A 15,321-nucleotide genomic window follows, 5' to 3' on the forward strand; every position below is an offset into this window, starting at 1 on the left:
CGCGGCAGCAGCCGGATCGACAACGATCAACACAGTACTGCTCACCGTCGAGGAGAACCCATGTCCGTCCCCGCCGCAGCCGCCGCCACGGCGGACTCGCCGCTGGCCAGACGCACCGTCCGCAAGGTCGGCGTCCGCGTCATGCCGATCGTCCTGCTGCTCTACATCTTCAACTACATGGACCGGGCGAACATCGGCTACGCCCAGCTCGGCATGGCCAAGGAACTCACCATCACGGCCGCGACCTTCGGCGTCGCGTCGGCGATCTTCTTCCTCGCCTACGTGGTGTTCGAGGTCCCCAGCAACATGATCATGAAGAAGGTCGGGGCCCGGCTGTGGCTCAGCCGGATCGCGGTCAGCTGGGGCATCGTGACCGTGCTGACCGGGTTCGTCGCGAGCGTGACGCACCTGATGATCGCCCGGATCCTGCTCGGCATCGCCGAGGCGGGCCTGTTCCCCGGGCTGCTGCTGTACTTGACCTTCTGGTTCCGCGGCAAGGAACGCGGCCGGGCCATCGCGACGCTCGCGCTCGCGCAGCCGATCGCGCTGATCCTCGGGAGCCTCTTCGGCGGCTGGATCCTCGACCACGTGCACTGGTTCGGGATGAGCAGCTGGCAGTGGGTGTTCATCCTGCAGGGCGCGCCCGCCGTGCTGATCGGCCTGCTGACCTTCTTCTGCCTGCCGAACAAGCCCGCCGACGCGAAGTTCCTGACCGCTGAGGAAAGCTCCTGGCTGCAGGCGGAGATCGACCGCGAGTACGTGCCGGAGGAGAAAGAGACGTTCCTCGGCCAGCTGCGCGCGGTGCGCGACGGCAAGGTCCTGCTGCTGGCGATTTCCAACCTCTTCATCGCCTGCGGGCTGTACGGGCTCACGTTCTTCCTGCCGCTGATCGTGAAGCAGCTCGACCCGAAGTACTCCTCGACCAACATCGGCCTGCTCGGCGCGATCCCGTACGTGGTCGGCGCGGTCGGCATGCTGCTGCTGGCCCGCAACTCCGACCGCACCGGCGAGCGCAAGGGCCACGTGATCGGCACCGTGCTGGTGGCGGCGATCGGCTTCTTCGGCGCGATCCAGTTCAAGACCGTGCCGGCGTTGTCGCTGATCAGCCTCTCGCTGGCGGCGATCGGCGTGCTCGGCTACCTCGCGCCGTACTGGGCGATGGCCGCACGGGTGCTGTCGAAGGAGCACACCGCGGTCGGCCTGGCCGCGATCAACTCGATCGCCGCGCTCGGCGGGTTCTTCGGGCCGTACGCGATCGGGCTCGCGGCCACCGAGAGCGACGTGACGGTGGGGCTGTACTTCCCGATCGGCTGCCTGGTCGTCGCCGCGGCGATGCTGGCGTTCCTGAAGGTGCCGCGCGACGCCGGGGCCCGCCTGGCCCGTCCGGTGAAGTAGTTTCGAGTTTGATTATCCCGGCGGCGCGGTTACAGTGCTCTCCATGCAGGACCCCGCCGCGCCGCCGGACCCGGACTCGCTCGACTTCTGGTCGTTCATCGCGCTGGCCAACCGCAGGCTGTCCGAGGAGTTCGGGTTCCGCCACCAGCTGGCGACCGAGGTGCTGCTGACGCTGAACCGGGCGTCGAACCTGGTCACCTACGACCTCGAAGCCGCCGTGCACCGGCCGCGCGGGCGGTCGTGGTCGGCGTTCCGGGTGCTGTTCGTCGTGTGGCTGGCCGGGCCGCTCGAACCGTCCGCGGCCGCGCGGCTTGCCGGGATGAGCCGCGCGGCCGTGTCGAATCTGGCGAAGTCCCTGGTCAGCGAGGGTTTGCTGACGCGGACGCCGGGCGAGACGGACGGCCGTTCGGTGCGGCTTTCGCTCACCGAGGCCGGGCACGCCGAGATGCTCGAGGTGTTCGAGGCGCAGAACGAACGCGAGGCCGGGTGGGTCGAGGTGCTCACCGAGGCCGAACAGCGCGTGCTGGTGATGCTGCTCGACAAGCTCATCTCCGGCCGGGCCGGGTTCGCGACCCGCCGCTGACCCGGCACCGCTGTCCGTGAAGGGCTCCTTGAGGGAATCTGATTCCTTCAAGGAGCCCTTCACGGACAGCCGCCAGCCCTTCCCACAGCTCGGCTGGGGGACTACGCTGGCCGGAAAGTAGTACATACTTTGATTACTTCGCGCCGAGGAGGCGACCCATGGCCTACTACCGCAGCGCGGGCAGCATCCCGCCTAAGCGGCACACCCAGCACCGCACGCCCGAAGGCGGGCTCTACTCCGAGGAGCTGATGGGCGAAGAGGGCTTCTCCTCCGACTCGTCGCTGCTCTACCACCGCGGCATCCCGTCCGCGATCGTCGACGCGACGCCGTGGCAACTGCCGGACCAGACGCTCACCGAGAACCGGCCGCTCAAGCCGCTGCACCTCAAGCTGCACACGCTGTTCCCGGGCGAGGAATGGAAGAGCGCGGATGTCGTGAACAACCGCCGTCTCGTGCTCGGCAACGGCGACGTGCGGATCTCCTACGTCGCCGCCGGCGAGGCTTCCCCGTTGTACCGCAACGCGATCGGCGACGAATGCGTGTACGTCGAGTCCGGCGAAGCGGTCGTCGAAACGGTGTTCGGCGCGCTGCCCGCCCGCACCGGCGACTACGTGATTCTCCCCCGCGCCACCACGCACCGATGGGTGCCGAAGGGCGCGGAACCGTTGCGCGCCTATGTGATCGAGGCGAACTCGCACATCGCGCCGCCGAAGCGCTACCTGTCGCGGTACGGCCAGTTGCTGGAGCACGCGCCCTACTGCGAGCGCGACCTGCACGGCCCGGCCGAACCGCTGCTCGTCGAGGGCACGGACGTCGAGGTGCTGGTCAAGCACCGCGGCTCGCGCGGCGTCGTCGGCACGCGTTACGTGTACCCGACGCACCCGTTCGACGTGGTCGGCTGGGACGGCTGCCTGTACCCGTACACGTTCAACGTCTCCGATTTCGAGCCCATCACCGGCCGCGTGCACCAGCCGCCGCCCGTGCACCAGGTGTTCGAGGGCAACAACTTCGTCATCTGCAATTTCGTGCCGCGCAAGGTCGACTACCACCCGCTCTCGATCCCGGTGCCGTACTACCACTCCAATGTGGACTCCGACGAGGTGATGTTCTACTGCGGCGGGAACTACGAGGCGCGCAAGGGCTCCGGCATCGGCCAGGGCTCGATCAGCCTGCACCCCGGCGGGCACAGCCACGGCCCGCAGCCGGGCGCGGTGGAACGCTCGCTCGGCGCGGAGTTCTTCGACGAGCTGGCCGTCATGGTCGACACGTTCCGCCCGCTGGAGATCGGCGAGGGCGGCCACGCGAGCGACGACCCCGGCTACGCCTGGACCTGGGCAGGACGGGGACCGCAGTCGTGACCGACGCCTTGACCCGCGGCCTGCTCGACGACGCGGCGGTCTTCCCGCCCGGCCTCGCGCCGCTGCCGGACGCCGTCGCCGCGCACGACCGGCACACCGCTTCCTCGTACGCCGCGATGGTCGGCCCGCTGGTCGTCGCCGCGTCTGGGTTGGCGGAGCTGGCCGAGGTCGTCGCGGGCCGCTCGACGCCCCTGCCGCTGACCGTGACGCTGCCCGCCGGGCCGGGCGGGATCGCCGACGTGCTCAAGGCCGTCGACGGCCTCCCGGTGTCGGTCGAATCGCTGGAAATCGCGGTGCCGCAGGGAATGCGCGTCGCCGAGTTCCTGTCCGCAGTGGACGGTTGCCCGGTTCCGATCGCCGTGGAGATCCCGCGCGACGAACGCCGGATTCCGTTGCTGCAAGCGCTTTCCGGCACCCCGCACAAGGCGAAGTTCCGCACCGGCGGCACGTCGGCCGAGTACTACCCGGACGAAGCCGAACTCGCCGCCGCGATCCGCGCGACCGCCGAGGCGGGCGTGCCGTTCAAGGCGACCGCGGGCCTGCACCACGCGATCCGCAACACCGACCCCGACACGGGTTTCGAGCAGCACGGATTCCTGAACCTCCTGCTCGCCGCCGAGGCAGCCGACCGCGGCGCCGAGGACGAGGAAGTCGTTGCGCTGCTTGCCGAACGCGACGCCAAAGCGGTCTCCGACCGGATCCGCGCGCTGGCCCCGGAACGCCTGTCCGCGGCCCGCGCGCAGTTCACCTCGTTCGGCACCTGCAGCATCACCGACCCGCTCACCGAACTGACAGACCTAGGCCTGATCGGAGCCCCCGCATGACCGTGCTCGACATCCCCGCCGGCTCCCCGTTCGGCGTCGAAAACCTGCCGTACGGCGTCTTCTCGGCGGGCGACGGCAGCCCCCGAGTGGGCGTGCGCGTGGGCGAGCACGTGCTGGACCTGTCGATCGCGCTCGGCGACGCGGTCTTCGCCGAGCCGACGCTGAACGCCTTCATGGCGCAGGGTTACGACCGCTGGGTCGAGGTCCGCACCCGGCTGCAGTCGCTGGTCACCGGCGACGTGCCCGCCGAAGCGGTGCACGCGGTCGCCGACGTCCAGCTGCACCTGCCCATCGACGTCGCCGACTACGTGGACTTCTACGCCTCGGAACACCACGCGTCGAACGTCGGCCGCCTGTTCCGCCCGGACGCGGAACCGTTGCTGCCCAACTGGAAACACCTCCCGGTCGGCTACCACGGCCGCTCCGGCACGGTCTACGTGTCCGGCACCGACGTGGTCCGCCCGAGCGGCCAGCGCAAGGGCGAGGACGGCCCGGTCTTCGGCCCGAGCACCCGCCTGGACATCGAGGCGGAACTGGGCTTCATCGTCGGCGCGGGCACTCCGGCCAACACGCCGATCTCCCCGGACGACTTCCCTCGCCACGTGTTCGGCGCGGTCCTGCTGAACGACTGGTCCGCCCGCGACATCCAGGCCTGGGAGTACGTCCCGCTGGGCCCGAACCTGGGCAAGAGCTTCGCGACGTCGATCTCGCCGTGGGTGGTCCCGGTGCTGGCGCTGGCCGAGGCCCGCGTGCCGCTGCCCGGCCAGACCTCGCCGGAACCCCTGCCCTACCTGCGGGAATCGTCGCCGTGGGGCCTGGACATCACCCTGGCCGTGGAGTGGAACGGCCAGGAGGTGTCCCGCCCGCCGTACCGGGAGATGTACTGGTCTCCCGCGCAAATGCTGGCCCACCTGACCGTCAACGGCGCCTCCGCCCGCACCGGCGACCTCTACGGCTCCGGCACGATCTCCGGCGCGGAACCGGCCGAACGCGGCTCGTTCCTGGAACTCTCCTGGGGCGGCCGGGACCCGTTGACCGTCAACGGCGAATCCCGCACCTTCCTGCAGGACGGGGACGAGGTCGTGATCACCGGTCGCGCCACCACCAGCGGCGGCGCGACCCTCGGCTTCGGCGAGGTCCGGGGCCGCATCCTGCCCGCGCAATAACGGCAGAAGTCCGTGAAGGGCTCCTTGAGGGAATCTGTTTCCCTCAAGGAGCCCTTCACGGACCTAGCCGCACCTGCGTGCCTAACCCAGCGAGGCGCCCAGCCCTCCCCCGCGCCGTGCCCGCTTATTCCGCGACCGGCGCCCCAGTCTTCTCCCGCACCTCTTCCAACGAAACCCCAGGCGCCAGCTCCACGAGCTTCAGCCCGTCGTCCGTCACATCCAGCACCGCCAAGTTGGTGATGATCCGGTTCACCACTGCCGCCCCGGTCAACGGCAGCGTGCACTTCTCGACAATCTTCGGCGTCCCGTCCTTGGCGGTGTGATCCGTAATGATCACCACCCGACGAGCCCCGGCGACGAGATCCATCGCGCCGCCCATCCCCTTGACCAACGCTCCGGGAACCGTCCAGTTCGCCAAATCCCCGTTGGCGCCGACCTGCAACGCCCCGAGCAACGCCAGATCGATATGCCCGCCGCGAATCATCGCGAAAGACTCGGCGGAATCGAACAAACTGGCCCCGGGCTGCAAGGTGACCGTCTGCTTCCCGGCGTTCACCAGGTCCGGGTCTTCCTCGCCCTCCCAAGGGAACGGCCCCAGCCCGAGAATCCCGTTCTCGCTGTGCAAGGTCACCTGCACCCCGTCCGGAATGTGGTTCGCCACCTGGGTGGGAATCCCGATCCCGAGGTTCACGTAATCGCCGTCCCGAAGCTCGCGAGCCCCGATCTTGGCCATGTCCTCCCGGCTCCAGCTCACGCCGACGCCTCCTCACGCACGCGCACGGTCCGCTTTTCGATCTGCTTTTCCCGCTCGACGGCCTGGATCAGCCGCTGGATGTAGATCCCCGGCGTGATGATCCGCTCCGGGTCGAGGTAGTCGTCCGAGATCTGCTCGGCCTCGGCGACGGTCACCTTGCCGCAGGTCGCGACCAGCGGGTTGAAGTTCCGCGAGGCGTACCGGTAGATCAGGTTCCCGGCCGGGTCCGCGACGTAGGCGTGCACGAGGGAAAGATCCGCGACGATCCCGCGCTCCTGCACGTAGGTGACGCCGTCGAACTCGGCGTGCGGCTTGCCCTCGGCGATCGGCGTGCCGACGCCGGACTTGGTGTAGAACGCCGGGATCCCCGCGCCGCCCGCCCGCATCCGCTCGGCGAGCGTGCCCTGCGGGGTGAATTCGACCTCGACCGTCCCGTCGAGGTACTGCTGCGCGAACAGCTTGTTCTCGCCGACGTACGACGCGATGACCCGGCGCACCTGCCGGTTCTCGAGCAGGATGCCGAGCCCGGCCCCGTCGACTCCCATGTTGTTCGAGACGATCGTCAGATCGCGCACGCCCGAGTCCCGGACCGCCTCGATGAGGTCGTTCGGGTTCCCGGTGAGGCCGAAGCCCCCGACCGCGATCGTCAGCCCGTCCTCGAGCAGCCCGTCGAGGGCCTCCGCGGCGCTGCGGTACTTCGTCGGCACGGCATCCTCTCCACTTCGTTCGGTGAGTGGTCAGTCCCCGCATACAACCCAGCGCAGGGGAAACGGGTCAACCGACACGCCGGGATCCCCGGCAAACCTCTCGCGCACCGAACACCCGCGCCCGATGCGTTCACTGAGCGGACGTACCCTCGATCCCGTGCCCACCTCGCCTCCGGACCACGTCGTCGGACGGGTGTCCGCGGTCCTGCGCGCATTGTCCACCTACCGCGACGGAGCGTCGACCTCTCAGCTCGCGCGCCAGTGCGGCCTGGCCCGCCCGACCGTGCACCGGCTGCTCGCGTCGCTGGCCGCCGAGGGCTACGTCGACCGCGACCGGCAGAGCGGCCGCTGGTACCTGGGCCCGGAGCTGTACCTGCTGGGCGAGGCGGCCGCCCCGCGCTACGACGTGACGCAGCAGGCGCGCGCGAGCGTCCACCGGCTGGCCGCGGCCACCGGCGAGAGCGCGTTCTTCTCCGCCCGCCGCGGCAACGAGACGGTCTGCCTGCTGCGCGAGGACGGCGACTTCCCGATCCGGTCGTTCGTGCTGTACGAGGGCGCGCGGTTCCCGCTGGGCGTGGTGTCGGCGGGGCTGGTGGTGCTGTCGATGCTGCCGGACCGGGAGGTCGAGGAGTACCTGTCCACAGTGGATCTGACGGCCGAATGGGGTCCGGCGCACCGCGCGGAGGACGTGCGGGCCCGGATCGCGCGGACGCGGGAGGACGGGTATTCGACCAATCCCGGGCTGGTGGTCGAGGGAAGCTGGGGCATGGCGGCGGCGGTGTTCACGCCCGCCGGGGAGCCGGCGTGGGCGTTGACCTTGACCGGGGTGGAGTCGCGGTTCCGCGCGGAGCGGCGCCCCGAGCTGGGGGCATTGCTGCTCAAAGAGGCGCATGCGTTGACGAACGTGCTGCGCCAGCCCTCCTGAGGGTCAAGAAGCAGTGGCGGCGTTCTCTTTGTCGTACGCCGCTCGCGCAGTCATGACCTGGTCCATGTTCCGGCGCGCCCACCGGTCCAGCAGTTCCAGCGGTTCGGCGAGGTTGCGGCCCAGCTGGGTCAGCTCGTACTCGACCTTCGGCGGGATCACCGGGTACGCGGTGCGGACGAGGATGCCGTCGCGGACCAGGCTGCGCAGGGTTTGCGTCAGGACCTTCTGCGAGATCCCGTCGACGCGCTTGCCGATCTCGGTGAAGCGCAGCGGGCCGTCCGTCAGCGCGCCGACGATCAGCACCGTCCACTGGTCGCCGATCCGGTCGAGCAGCTGGCGCGTCGGGCAATCGCGGTCGTACGGGTTTCCGAGCACGGCGGCCTCCTCACTCTCCGCAAGAGAGTAACACTCCGCCGGGCCGAGAGGCTTTACCGAACCCGAACATCCGTCCCACACCGCTCGTACACCCGCGCGCGACGGTGGTCCTCGGAACACCGACACGGGAGGACGAGAACGATGCGAGGAACGAGGCGGCTGGCACTGGCGGGCTGCGGGATCGCGGCCGGACTGCTCGTGGCCGCGCCGATCGCCAGCGCCGACACGCAGGCGCCGGCCCCGGCTCCGGTGACGCTGAGCCCCCAGGAGGTCCAGCAGATGTGCACGGCGTGGGTGCCGAAACTGCGCAAACAGGCCCAGAATCTGACCAACCGGATCAACGGCGGACCCGAGGTCGCCGGGTCGGTCGCGAATCTCAAGGCGCGCGCGAACGACGCCCGCACGCAGGGGCACGCCGCGCAGGCCGACCGGCTGCAGAAGCGGGCGGACAAGCGCCAGAGCCGGCTCGGCGAGCTGGCGAACGCGACGAAGCAGCTCGACGCGTTCGCCGCGGCGCACTGTCAGGCGCCGAAGTGAGGCGGCTGATCGCGATCGCTGCCGCGGCTGCCGCCGTCGGGCTCGGCTGCGTGGCTTGCGACAACGGTTCGGCACCGTCGCCGGGGGCGGCGCCGGACGGCGATCTGAGCAGCATCCAGTCCACGCTGGACTCCATCCAGTCCGACATGGCGGGCGACGGGCAGCGGTGACCCGCGTACCGTTTCCCCCGACGCAGTCGGCCGGAGGAACGGGAGCCCGCATGGGGTCAGCTGGCCGCGGTCTCGTCCTCGTCGTGGAGGACGAGACCGCGATCGCCGAACTCGCCGCGCTGTACCTGCGGCGCGACGGGTTCGGGGTGGAGGTCGAGCCGGACGGGGCGAAGGCGCTCGCGGCGATCCGCCGGTTGCGGCCGGTCGCGGTGGTCCTCGACATCGGACTGTCCGGAATGGACGGCATCGAGATCTGCCGGGCGCTGCGCGCGGCGGGCGACTGGACGCCCGTGCTGTTCGTGACCGCCCGCGACGACGAGCTGGATCGCTTGCTGGGCTTGGAAATCGGCGCGGACGACTACCTCACCAAACCGTTCAGCCCGCGTGAGCTCGCCGCCCGCGTGCGGACTGTGCTGCGCCGCGCGTCCGGAAGCCCGGCCACGACGCTGGCTTGCGGCGGCGTGCGCATCGACGTCCCCGGCCGCCGCGCCTGGGCAGGCGAGGCCGAGGTCGCGTTGACCTCCACCGAATTCGATCTGCTCGCCTACCTGTTGCGCCACCCCGGCCAAGTGCTGTCGCGCGATCAGCTGCTCAGCGCGGTCTGGGGCTACGCCGCCGCGGCCGGGACCCGCACCGTGGACGTGCATGTCGCGCAGCTGCGGGCAAAACTCGGCGATGACAGTCCAATTCGGACTGTTAGGGGCATCGGCTACGCGGCGGATGCCGGATGAAAACCACGCTCGCGCTCCGGATCACCGTGGTGTGCCTGGCCGTCGCCGGGATCGCGGTGCTGGTGGCCGGGCTCGTCGCGTCCCGCCTGGTCCGCAACACCGCGGATTCGGTGCTGCAGCAGTCGTTGCGGGACCAGGCCGACGTCATCGCCGGGCAGCTCGACGACACGGGCATCGGCAACCGGCTCGCGATCGGCAAGGCCGCCGCGGTCGTGCGGGGGCAGGGCATCGAGGTCGTCGTGCACCGGGTCAGCGGCCAGAATTCCGGACAGGCGACCGCGGTGCGCGCCGCGGAACGGGCCGGGCTCACGTCCGGAAAGGACCATTCGACGCGGGTCACGATCGGCACTGTCGACTACCTCGTGGAAGTGCGCCCGGTCGGCCCGCAAGCCGCGTTCGCGCTGGTGCAGCCCGTGCGCAGCGCGGAATCGACGCAACATGCGTTGCTGCGCAACATTCTTCTGGCCCTCGGCATCGGACTTCTGGTCGCCGCCGTCGCCGGATACGTCTCGGGACGCTTGCTCGGCCGCCCCCTCCGCCGCGCGGCCGCCGCGGCAGGCAGCCTCAGCGCGGGCCGGCGCGATGTCCGGGTGCCGGTCGAAGGCCCCGCCGAGGTCGCGCAGGTCGCGGGATCGTTGAACGAACTCGCCGACGCGCTGGCCCGCAGCGAAGCCCGGCAACGCGAGTTCCTGCTGTCGGTGTCGCACGAACTTCGCACCCCGCTGACCGCGGTGACCGGTTTCGCGGAGGCGATCGCCGACGGAGTCGCTTCGGGCCCGGACGCGCGCCGGGCCGGGGAGACGATCCACCGAGAGGCCCAACGCCTGGAACGGCTCGTGTCGGATCTGCTGGAACTCGCCCGCCTCGGCGCCGACGAATTCCAGCTCGACCTGGATGTTTTCGACTTCGCCGCACTGGTCCGGGACTGCGCGGAGGTGTGGCAATTGCGCTGCGCCCGCTCGGATGTCCCGCTGACCGTGCAGTCTCCCCCGGGACCCGCCATGGTGACCGCCGACGCCCGGCGGCTGCACCAGGTCGTGGACGGGTTGGCGGAGAACGCGCTGCGCGTCACGCCCGCGGGTGCGCCGATGGTGTTCGCCCTGTCGGTCGCGGACGGCCACGCCCACCTGTCGGTCCGAGACGGCGGTCCCGGGCTCGCGCCGGAGGACTACCCGGTGGCTTTTGAACGCGGCGTGCTCAACGCCCGGTACCGCGACAGCCGCCCGGTCGGGTCCGGCATCGGGCTGGCGCTGGCACACGGGCTGGTGACCCGGATGGGCGGGACCTTGACGGCTGGACCGGCACCCGAGGGCGGAGCGGCATTCACCATCACACTGCCGCTCGCCTGATCAGTTCACACACCCGCTGGCCGTCGTCAGCTTCGGCTGCGCCGGGGTTCCCGCCGGCGGAGTCGGCGTGGTCGTCTCCGCGATCGGCCGCACCATGCCTCCGCTCGACGACGGGCGGACTGTGCCCGGATCGGAGGTCGCCCCGGACGCCGCGACGTCCGGCGAGCTGATCTGCGTCTGCACGAATTGCTTCACCTGCGCCGGATCCACCTTCACCGCGTCGCCGTCGGACGGGGTGGCCATCGACAGGCTCTGCACCGGGATCGTGCCGAACGCGATCGCGCCCGAGCTGAGGCCGTGCAGTTGCTGGGCGAAGCTCAGGAGATTCCAGCCGTGGTCGAGAGTGACCGAACCTTCCAAAGCGTCCACCAGGGACGAAAGCCGCGACGGGTCGGTGAAAGTGCCGGAGCCGAGGACGGTTTTCGCCATCGCCGACAGGAAGGCCTGCTGCCGCGCGATCCGGTCCAGGTCGCCGTTGGGCAGGCCGTGCCGCTGCCGCACGAAGGCGAGCGCCTGGGTGCCGGAGATGGTCTGCGTCCCGGCGGGAAAATCGGCTCCGGAGTAGGAATCGTGCACCGGGGCCTTGAGACACACTCGCACCCCGCCGACGGCCTGGCTCAGGGCGGCGAACCCGGCGAGATTGACCGCGGCGTAGTGGTTGACGGTGAGCCCGGTGAGCTGCTGCACCGCGGCGATCGCAGATTTCGCCCCGGCCGCGTCCGCCGCCACTTCCAGCTGCGGGCCGCTCATTCCTTGCTGGGCGAGCTTTCCCCGTTGGTCGGAGCGCGCGCGGCTGTACGCCGAATTGATCTTGTGCTTGCCGTAACCCGGAATGTCCACATAGGAATCGCGCGGGATCGAGATCGCGGTGGCGGCCGCGCCGCCGGCCGGGACGTGCACCACGATCATCGTGTCGGTGGTGTTGCCGCCGTCGTCCCCGCTGCCCGCGTGCAGCGCGTCGAGCACGTTCTGCGGCAGCGGCGTCCCGTCCGGTTTGGTGCGGGAATCGAGACCTACCAACAGAATGTTCTGCGCGACGGTGAGCGGTTCCCCGGCCGGGGCGTCCGGGACCTGCGCCGCGGGCGCGATGACGTCGGCCGTGACGAGGCTGGTGTCCAGCCGGTGCAGTTGCGACCACGCGAATCCGGTGGCGCCCAGTACCAGGGTGGACACCACACCCAGCACCGCACGGCCGCCGATGCGGCGGCCCCGGGACGTGATCAGCACGGCCGGTTCCTCGCTTCCCCGGGGCCGGCTCTCGGCCCCCTCCTTCGAGGATCGCCGCGTTAGCTGGGAATAGCCTGAGAAACCTGTCGCGAAGATGTGATGCTGCCCGTTCGGCCGAGCGCGCGGCGACAGCCGGTGCCCCTGCGGGCACAGGGAGTTCAGCGCGGCATCCGCCGCCACACCGCGCGCGGCACGAACCGCATCGCCGCGAACACCAAGCGCAACACGCCCGGCACCCACACGACTTCCCGGCGGCGGCGCAATGCCGCGACGGTCGCGTCGGCCACCTGATCGGCGGTGCTGGAGAACGGCGCGGGAGACATTCCTTCGGTCATCCGGCCGATCACGAAGCCCGGACGCACGAGCAGCAGGTGCACGCCAGTGCCGTGCAGCGCGTCGGACAGTCCCGAGGCGAACCCGTCGAGGCCCGCTTTCGCCGAGCCGTACACGTAATTCGCCCGCCGCACGCGAATCCCGGCGACCGACGAGAAAACGACGAGGTTTCCGGAACCCTGAGTACGCAACAGTTCCGCCGTGTGAGTGAGCACCGACACCTGAGCGACGTAATCGGTGTGCACGATCGCGGTGGCGTGCGCGGCGTCCGTCTCCGCGCGCGCTTGGTCGCCGAGAATGCCGAACGCGAGCACGACGGTCTCGAGCGGCCCGTGCCCCTCGATGACGCGCTCGAGCAGCGGGCGGTGCGCGGAGAGGTCGTCGGCGTCGAAGTCCTCGGTCGCGACGGTCTCCGCCCCCGCTTCCCGGAGGGCGGCCGCCGGTTCGCTGAGGTCCGCTCCCGGCCTCGCGGCGAGCACGAACCGCCGCGCCCCGCCCCGCGCCAGCCGGACGGCCACCGCCGTCCCGATTTCGCTGCGTCCGCCTAGTACCAGCACCGTTCCGCTCACGGTGGGTGAGTCTGCCAGCACCTCCCCCGGCCCCGGCGAGGTGCCCTGGTTCACAAACTGCAACTTTGCAGCTTCTGCAAGATCTGGCTACCCTGAGCACGTGCCCCCTCCCGGCTTGCGCGAGCGCAAGAAGCTCGAAACCCACCGCACCATCGCTCTCGCCGCGCTTCGGCTGGTTGCCGAGCGTGGTCTGGACCAGGTCACCGTCGACGACATCGCGGCCGAGGCGGGGGTGTCCGCGCGCACGTTCTTCAACTACTTCCCGGTCAAAGAGGACGCCGTGCTGCTCGCGTACGCCGACCACGCGGAGCGGGCCGAGCAAACGCTCGCCCGGTTTCTCGCGCAGCCGGAAGGGGTCGACGCGTTTCCCGCGTTCATCGCGGCCGTCCGGGAGGACCTCGCCGACATCGAGCGGGACCGCGACGAGTGGCTGACCCGGTTGCGCATCATCCAGGGCGATCCGTCGCTGCTCGTCCGCGCGACGACGCTCAACTCCGGCTCGCGCGAGCCGCTGGTCGCGGCCATCGCCCAGCGTTCCGGCACCGACGCGGAGAAGGACCTGTTCCCGTCGCTGCTGCTGGCGGTGGCGGGCGGGGTGCTCACCGCGTCGCTCACCCGCTGGGCCGCCCGGAACGGGACGCGACCGCTGCTCGAGATCTTCGACGAGGCCGCCGCCGCGGCTGCCGCGGGCCTGCCCGACCCCCGCTGAACCTCCCCGAATCTCTCCGAATCTCTCTCTGAGTCCGGAAAGGACTGTCCATGTCCCTGTCCGCCGCGGAATCGCCCGCGCCCGCACCGGCGATGAGCCACCGGCACGTGCTGCAGGCGATGTCCGGCCTGATGATGGGCATTTTCGTCGCCATCCTCGCGTCCACTGTGGTCGCGAACGCCCTGCCGCGGATCGTGTCCGAGCTGGGCGGCAGCCAGTCGTCCTACACCTGGGTCGTCACGACCGAACTGCTCGCGATGACCGCGACCGTCCCGCTCTGGGGCAAGCTTTCCGATCTGTACAACAAGAAACTGCTGATCCAGCTCTCGCTCGGGCTGTTCGTGGTCGGCTCGCTGGTGGCCGGTCTCGCACAGAACATCGACGTGCTGATCCTCAGCCGGATCGCCCAGGGCGTCGGCGGCGGCGGGCTCACCGCGCTCGCCCAGGTCATCATGGCGGCCATCGTTTCGCCGCGCGAGCTGGGCAAGTTCTCCGGCGTCTTCGGCGCGGTCTTCGCGGTCGGCACGGTCGCGGGCCCGCTGATCGGCGGTGTGCTCGTGGACACCTCGTGGCTCGGCTGGCGCTGGTGCTTCTTCCTCGGCGTGCCGTTCGCGCTCGCCGCGATCCTGTTGCTGCAGCGCACGCTGGACCTGCCGACGCTGCGCCGCGAGGTGCACGTCGACTACCTCGGCGCGTTCCTGATCATGCTCGGCGTTTCGACGCTGCTGGTGTGGTCGTCGCTGGCCGGCTCGACCTTCGCCTGGGGTTCCTGGCAGACCGCGGTGCTCGTGCCGGCCGGCGTGCTCGTGCTGGTGCTCGCGGTGTGGGTCGAGGCGAAGGTGCGCGAACCGGTCGTGCCGCTGGCGCTGTTCCGCAATCGCACGGTCACGCTCGCCACTGTCGCGAGTTTCCTGGTCGGGGTCGCGATGTTCGGCGGCACCGTGTTCCTGTCGCAGTACTTCCAGCTGGCGCTCGGCAAATCCCCGACGGTGGCCGGGTTGATGAGCCTGCCGATGATCTTCGGCCTGCTCGTTTCGTCCACTGTGTCCGGCCAGCTGATCAGCCGCACCGGCAAATGGAAGCCGTTCCTGCTGCTCGGCGCGGTGCTGATGGCGGCGGGGCTCGGCCTGCTCGGGCTGATCGACGCGCACACGTCGCTGCTCGAGCTGAGCCTGTCCATGCTGGTGCTCGGCGTCGGCGTGGGCATGCTGAACCAGAACCTGGTGCTGGTGACGCAGAACGACGTGCCCGCCGCCGATCTCGGCGCGGCGACCTCGACGCTGTCGTTCTTCCGCAGCCTCGGCGGGTCGATCGGCGTGAGCGCGCTCGGCGCGGTGCTGGCCAGCCGGGTCGGCACGCTCATCGCCGACGGGCTCGGACCGGCCGCGTCCGCCGGGTCCGGCGGCGGGAAGGTGCCCGACCTCGCGCAACTGCCCGCTCCGGTCGTCGCGGTGATCCGGGACGCGTACGGCATCGCGACGAGCGACCTGTTCCTGATCAGCGCGCCGATCGCCCTGCTGGTCGTGGTCGCGGTGGCGTTCCTGAAGCACCTGCCGCTCAAGACGAAGAGCGGGCTGGAACGGCTGGCGGACGAGGCGGTCTGAGCTAC

17 protein-coding genes are annotated in these 15,321 nt (G+C 70.3%); 12 read left to right on the forward strand and 5 right to left on the reverse strand.

Translation table 11 applies throughout. The features are described from left to right. The first annotated feature begins 60 nt into the window (after positions 1 to 60). The 5 genes from CU254_RS25040 to fahA all read left to right on the forward strand — a co-directional run bounded on the left by CU254_RS25040 (position 61) and on the right by fahA (position 5,326). Positions 61 to 1,395 carry an MFS transporter gene (locus CU254_RS25040; protein ID WP_009080537.1) on the forward strand — a complete coding sequence of 445 codons (1,335 nt, stop codon included), beginning with the start codon at positions 61 to 63 and terminating at the stop codon, positions 1,393 to 1,395. 43 nt (positions 1,396 to 1,438) lie between these two features. Then, complete coding sequence (locus CU254_RS25045) at positions 1,439 to 1,978, forward strand: MarR family winged helix-turn-helix transcriptional regulator (protein ID WP_009080539.1); 540 nt, start codon at positions 1,439 to 1,441, stop codon at positions 1,976 to 1,978. A gap of 158 nt (positions 1,979 to 2,136) precedes the next feature. After that, entirely contained in the window at positions 2,137 to 3,336 is a 1,200-nt protein-coding gene (locus tag CU254_RS25050) for a homogentisate 1,2-dioxygenase (protein ID WP_009080540.1), read from the forward strand. Continuing rightward, entirely contained in the window at positions 3,303 to 4,160 is an 858-nt protein-coding gene (locus CU254_RS25055) for a hypothetical protein (protein WP_009080542.1), read from the forward strand. The genes CU254_RS25050 and CU254_RS25055 overlap by 34 nt, the downstream gene beginning before the upstream one ends. Next, the gene (gene fahA, locus CU254_RS25060; RefSeq protein WP_009080544.1) at positions 4,157 to 5,326 is read left to right on the forward strand and encodes a fumarylacetoacetase; all 1,170 of its coding nucleotides are present in this window, start codon (positions 4,157 to 4,159) and stop codon (positions 5,324 to 5,326) included. The genes CU254_RS25055 and fahA overlap by 4 nt, the downstream gene beginning before the upstream one ends. A gap of 124 nt (positions 5,327 to 5,450) precedes the next feature. Here the strand turns inward: fahA and CU254_RS25065 are convergent, their stop codons facing one another. Both CU254_RS25065 and CU254_RS25070 read right to left on the reverse strand, forming a co-directional pair. Beyond that, on the reverse strand, positions 5,451 to 6,080 hold the full coding sequence (locus tag CU254_RS25065; protein WP_037714751.1) for a CoA transferase subunit B: 630 nt from the start codon (positions 6,078 to 6,080) through the stop codon (positions 5,451 to 5,453). Further along, positions 6,077 to 6,787: a CoA transferase subunit A gene (locus CU254_RS25070; RefSeq protein ID WP_009080546.1), complete on the reverse strand. Its 711-nt coding sequence runs from the start codon at positions 6,785 to 6,787 to the stop codon at positions 6,077 to 6,079. The genes CU254_RS25065 and CU254_RS25070 overlap by 4 nt, the downstream gene beginning before the upstream one ends. Before the next feature lie 157 nt (positions 6,788 to 6,944). On the opposite strand from CU254_RS25070, the gene CU254_RS25075 reads away from it, so the two are divergent. Then, positions 6,945 to 7,712, forward strand: a complete 768-nt coding sequence (locus CU254_RS25075; RefSeq protein ID WP_009080548.1) for an IclR family transcriptional regulator — start codon at positions 6,945 to 6,947, stop codon at positions 7,710 to 7,712. Positions 7,713 to 7,715: 3 nt separating this feature from the next. Here CU254_RS25075 and CU254_RS25080 read toward each other — a convergent pair whose 3' ends face one another. Continuing rightward, positions 7,716 to 8,087, reverse strand: coding sequence for a helix-turn-helix domain-containing protein (locus tag CU254_RS25080; RefSeq protein ID WP_037714754.1), 372 nt, complete (start codon positions 8,085 to 8,087; stop codon positions 7,716 to 7,718). Positions 8,088 to 8,228: 141 nt separating this feature from the next. Here CU254_RS25080 and CU254_RS25085 point away from each other — a divergent pair, with 141 nt between their 5' ends. From CU254_RS25085 to CU254_RS25095, 4 genes are read left to right on the forward strand one after another with little or no spacing between them, the layout of a single operon-like run. After that, positions 8,229 to 8,624, forward strand: coding sequence for a hypothetical protein (locus CU254_RS25085; RefSeq protein WP_009080552.1), 396 nt, complete (start codon positions 8,229 to 8,231; stop codon positions 8,622 to 8,624). Continuing rightward, positions 8,621 to 8,794, forward strand: a complete 174-nt coding sequence (locus CU254_RS43770) for a hypothetical protein (protein WP_009080554.1) — start codon at positions 8,621 to 8,623, stop codon at positions 8,792 to 8,794. Before CU254_RS25085 ends, CU254_RS43770 begins: the two co-directional genes overlap by 4 nt. 50 nt (positions 8,795 to 8,844) lie before the next feature. Beyond that, positions 8,845 to 9,525: a response regulator transcription factor gene (locus CU254_RS25090; protein WP_037714756.1), complete on the forward strand. Its 681-nt coding sequence runs from the start codon at positions 8,845 to 8,847 to the stop codon at positions 9,523 to 9,525. Beyond that, complete coding sequence (locus CU254_RS25095) at positions 9,522 to 10,874, forward strand: sensor histidine kinase KdpD (RefSeq protein WP_009080557.1); 1,353 nt, start codon at positions 9,522 to 9,524, stop codon at positions 10,872 to 10,874. The genes CU254_RS25090 and CU254_RS25095 overlap by 4 nt, the downstream gene beginning before the upstream one ends. Here CU254_RS25095 and CU254_RS25100 read toward each other — a convergent pair whose 3' ends face one another. Next, positions 10,875 to 12,101 carry an LCP family protein gene (locus CU254_RS25100; RefSeq protein WP_037714758.1) on the reverse strand — a complete coding sequence of 409 codons (1,227 nt, stop codon included), beginning with the start codon at positions 12,099 to 12,101 and terminating at the stop codon, positions 10,875 to 10,877. A 158-nt stretch (positions 12,102 to 12,259) separates the two neighbouring features. Next, positions 12,260 to 13,003 carry an SDR family NAD(P)-dependent oxidoreductase gene (locus tag CU254_RS25105; RefSeq protein ID WP_009080559.1) on the reverse strand — a complete coding sequence of 248 codons (744 nt, stop codon included), beginning with the start codon at positions 13,001 to 13,003 and terminating at the stop codon, positions 12,260 to 12,262. Positions 13,004 to 13,103: 100 nt separating this feature from the next. On the opposite strand from CU254_RS25105, the gene CU254_RS25110 reads away from it, so the two are divergent. Further along, positions 13,104 to 13,712, forward strand: a complete 609-nt coding sequence (locus tag CU254_RS25110; RefSeq protein WP_009080561.1) for a TetR family transcriptional regulator — start codon at positions 13,104 to 13,106, stop codon at positions 13,710 to 13,712. A gap of 50 nt (positions 13,713 to 13,762) precedes the next feature. After that, positions 13,763 to 15,316 (forward strand): MDR family MFS transporter, encoded by a 1,554-nt coding sequence (locus tag CU254_RS25115; protein WP_009080563.1) that lies wholly within the window; start codon positions 13,763 to 13,765, stop codon positions 15,314 to 15,316. Positions 15,317 to 15,321: the final 5 nt, after the last annotated feature.

Origin of the sequence: Amycolatopsis sp. AA4 (assembly GCF_002796545.1) — a bacterium.
Lineage (GTDB): Bacteria > Actinomycetota > Actinomycetes > Mycobacteriales > Pseudonocardiaceae > Amycolatopsis.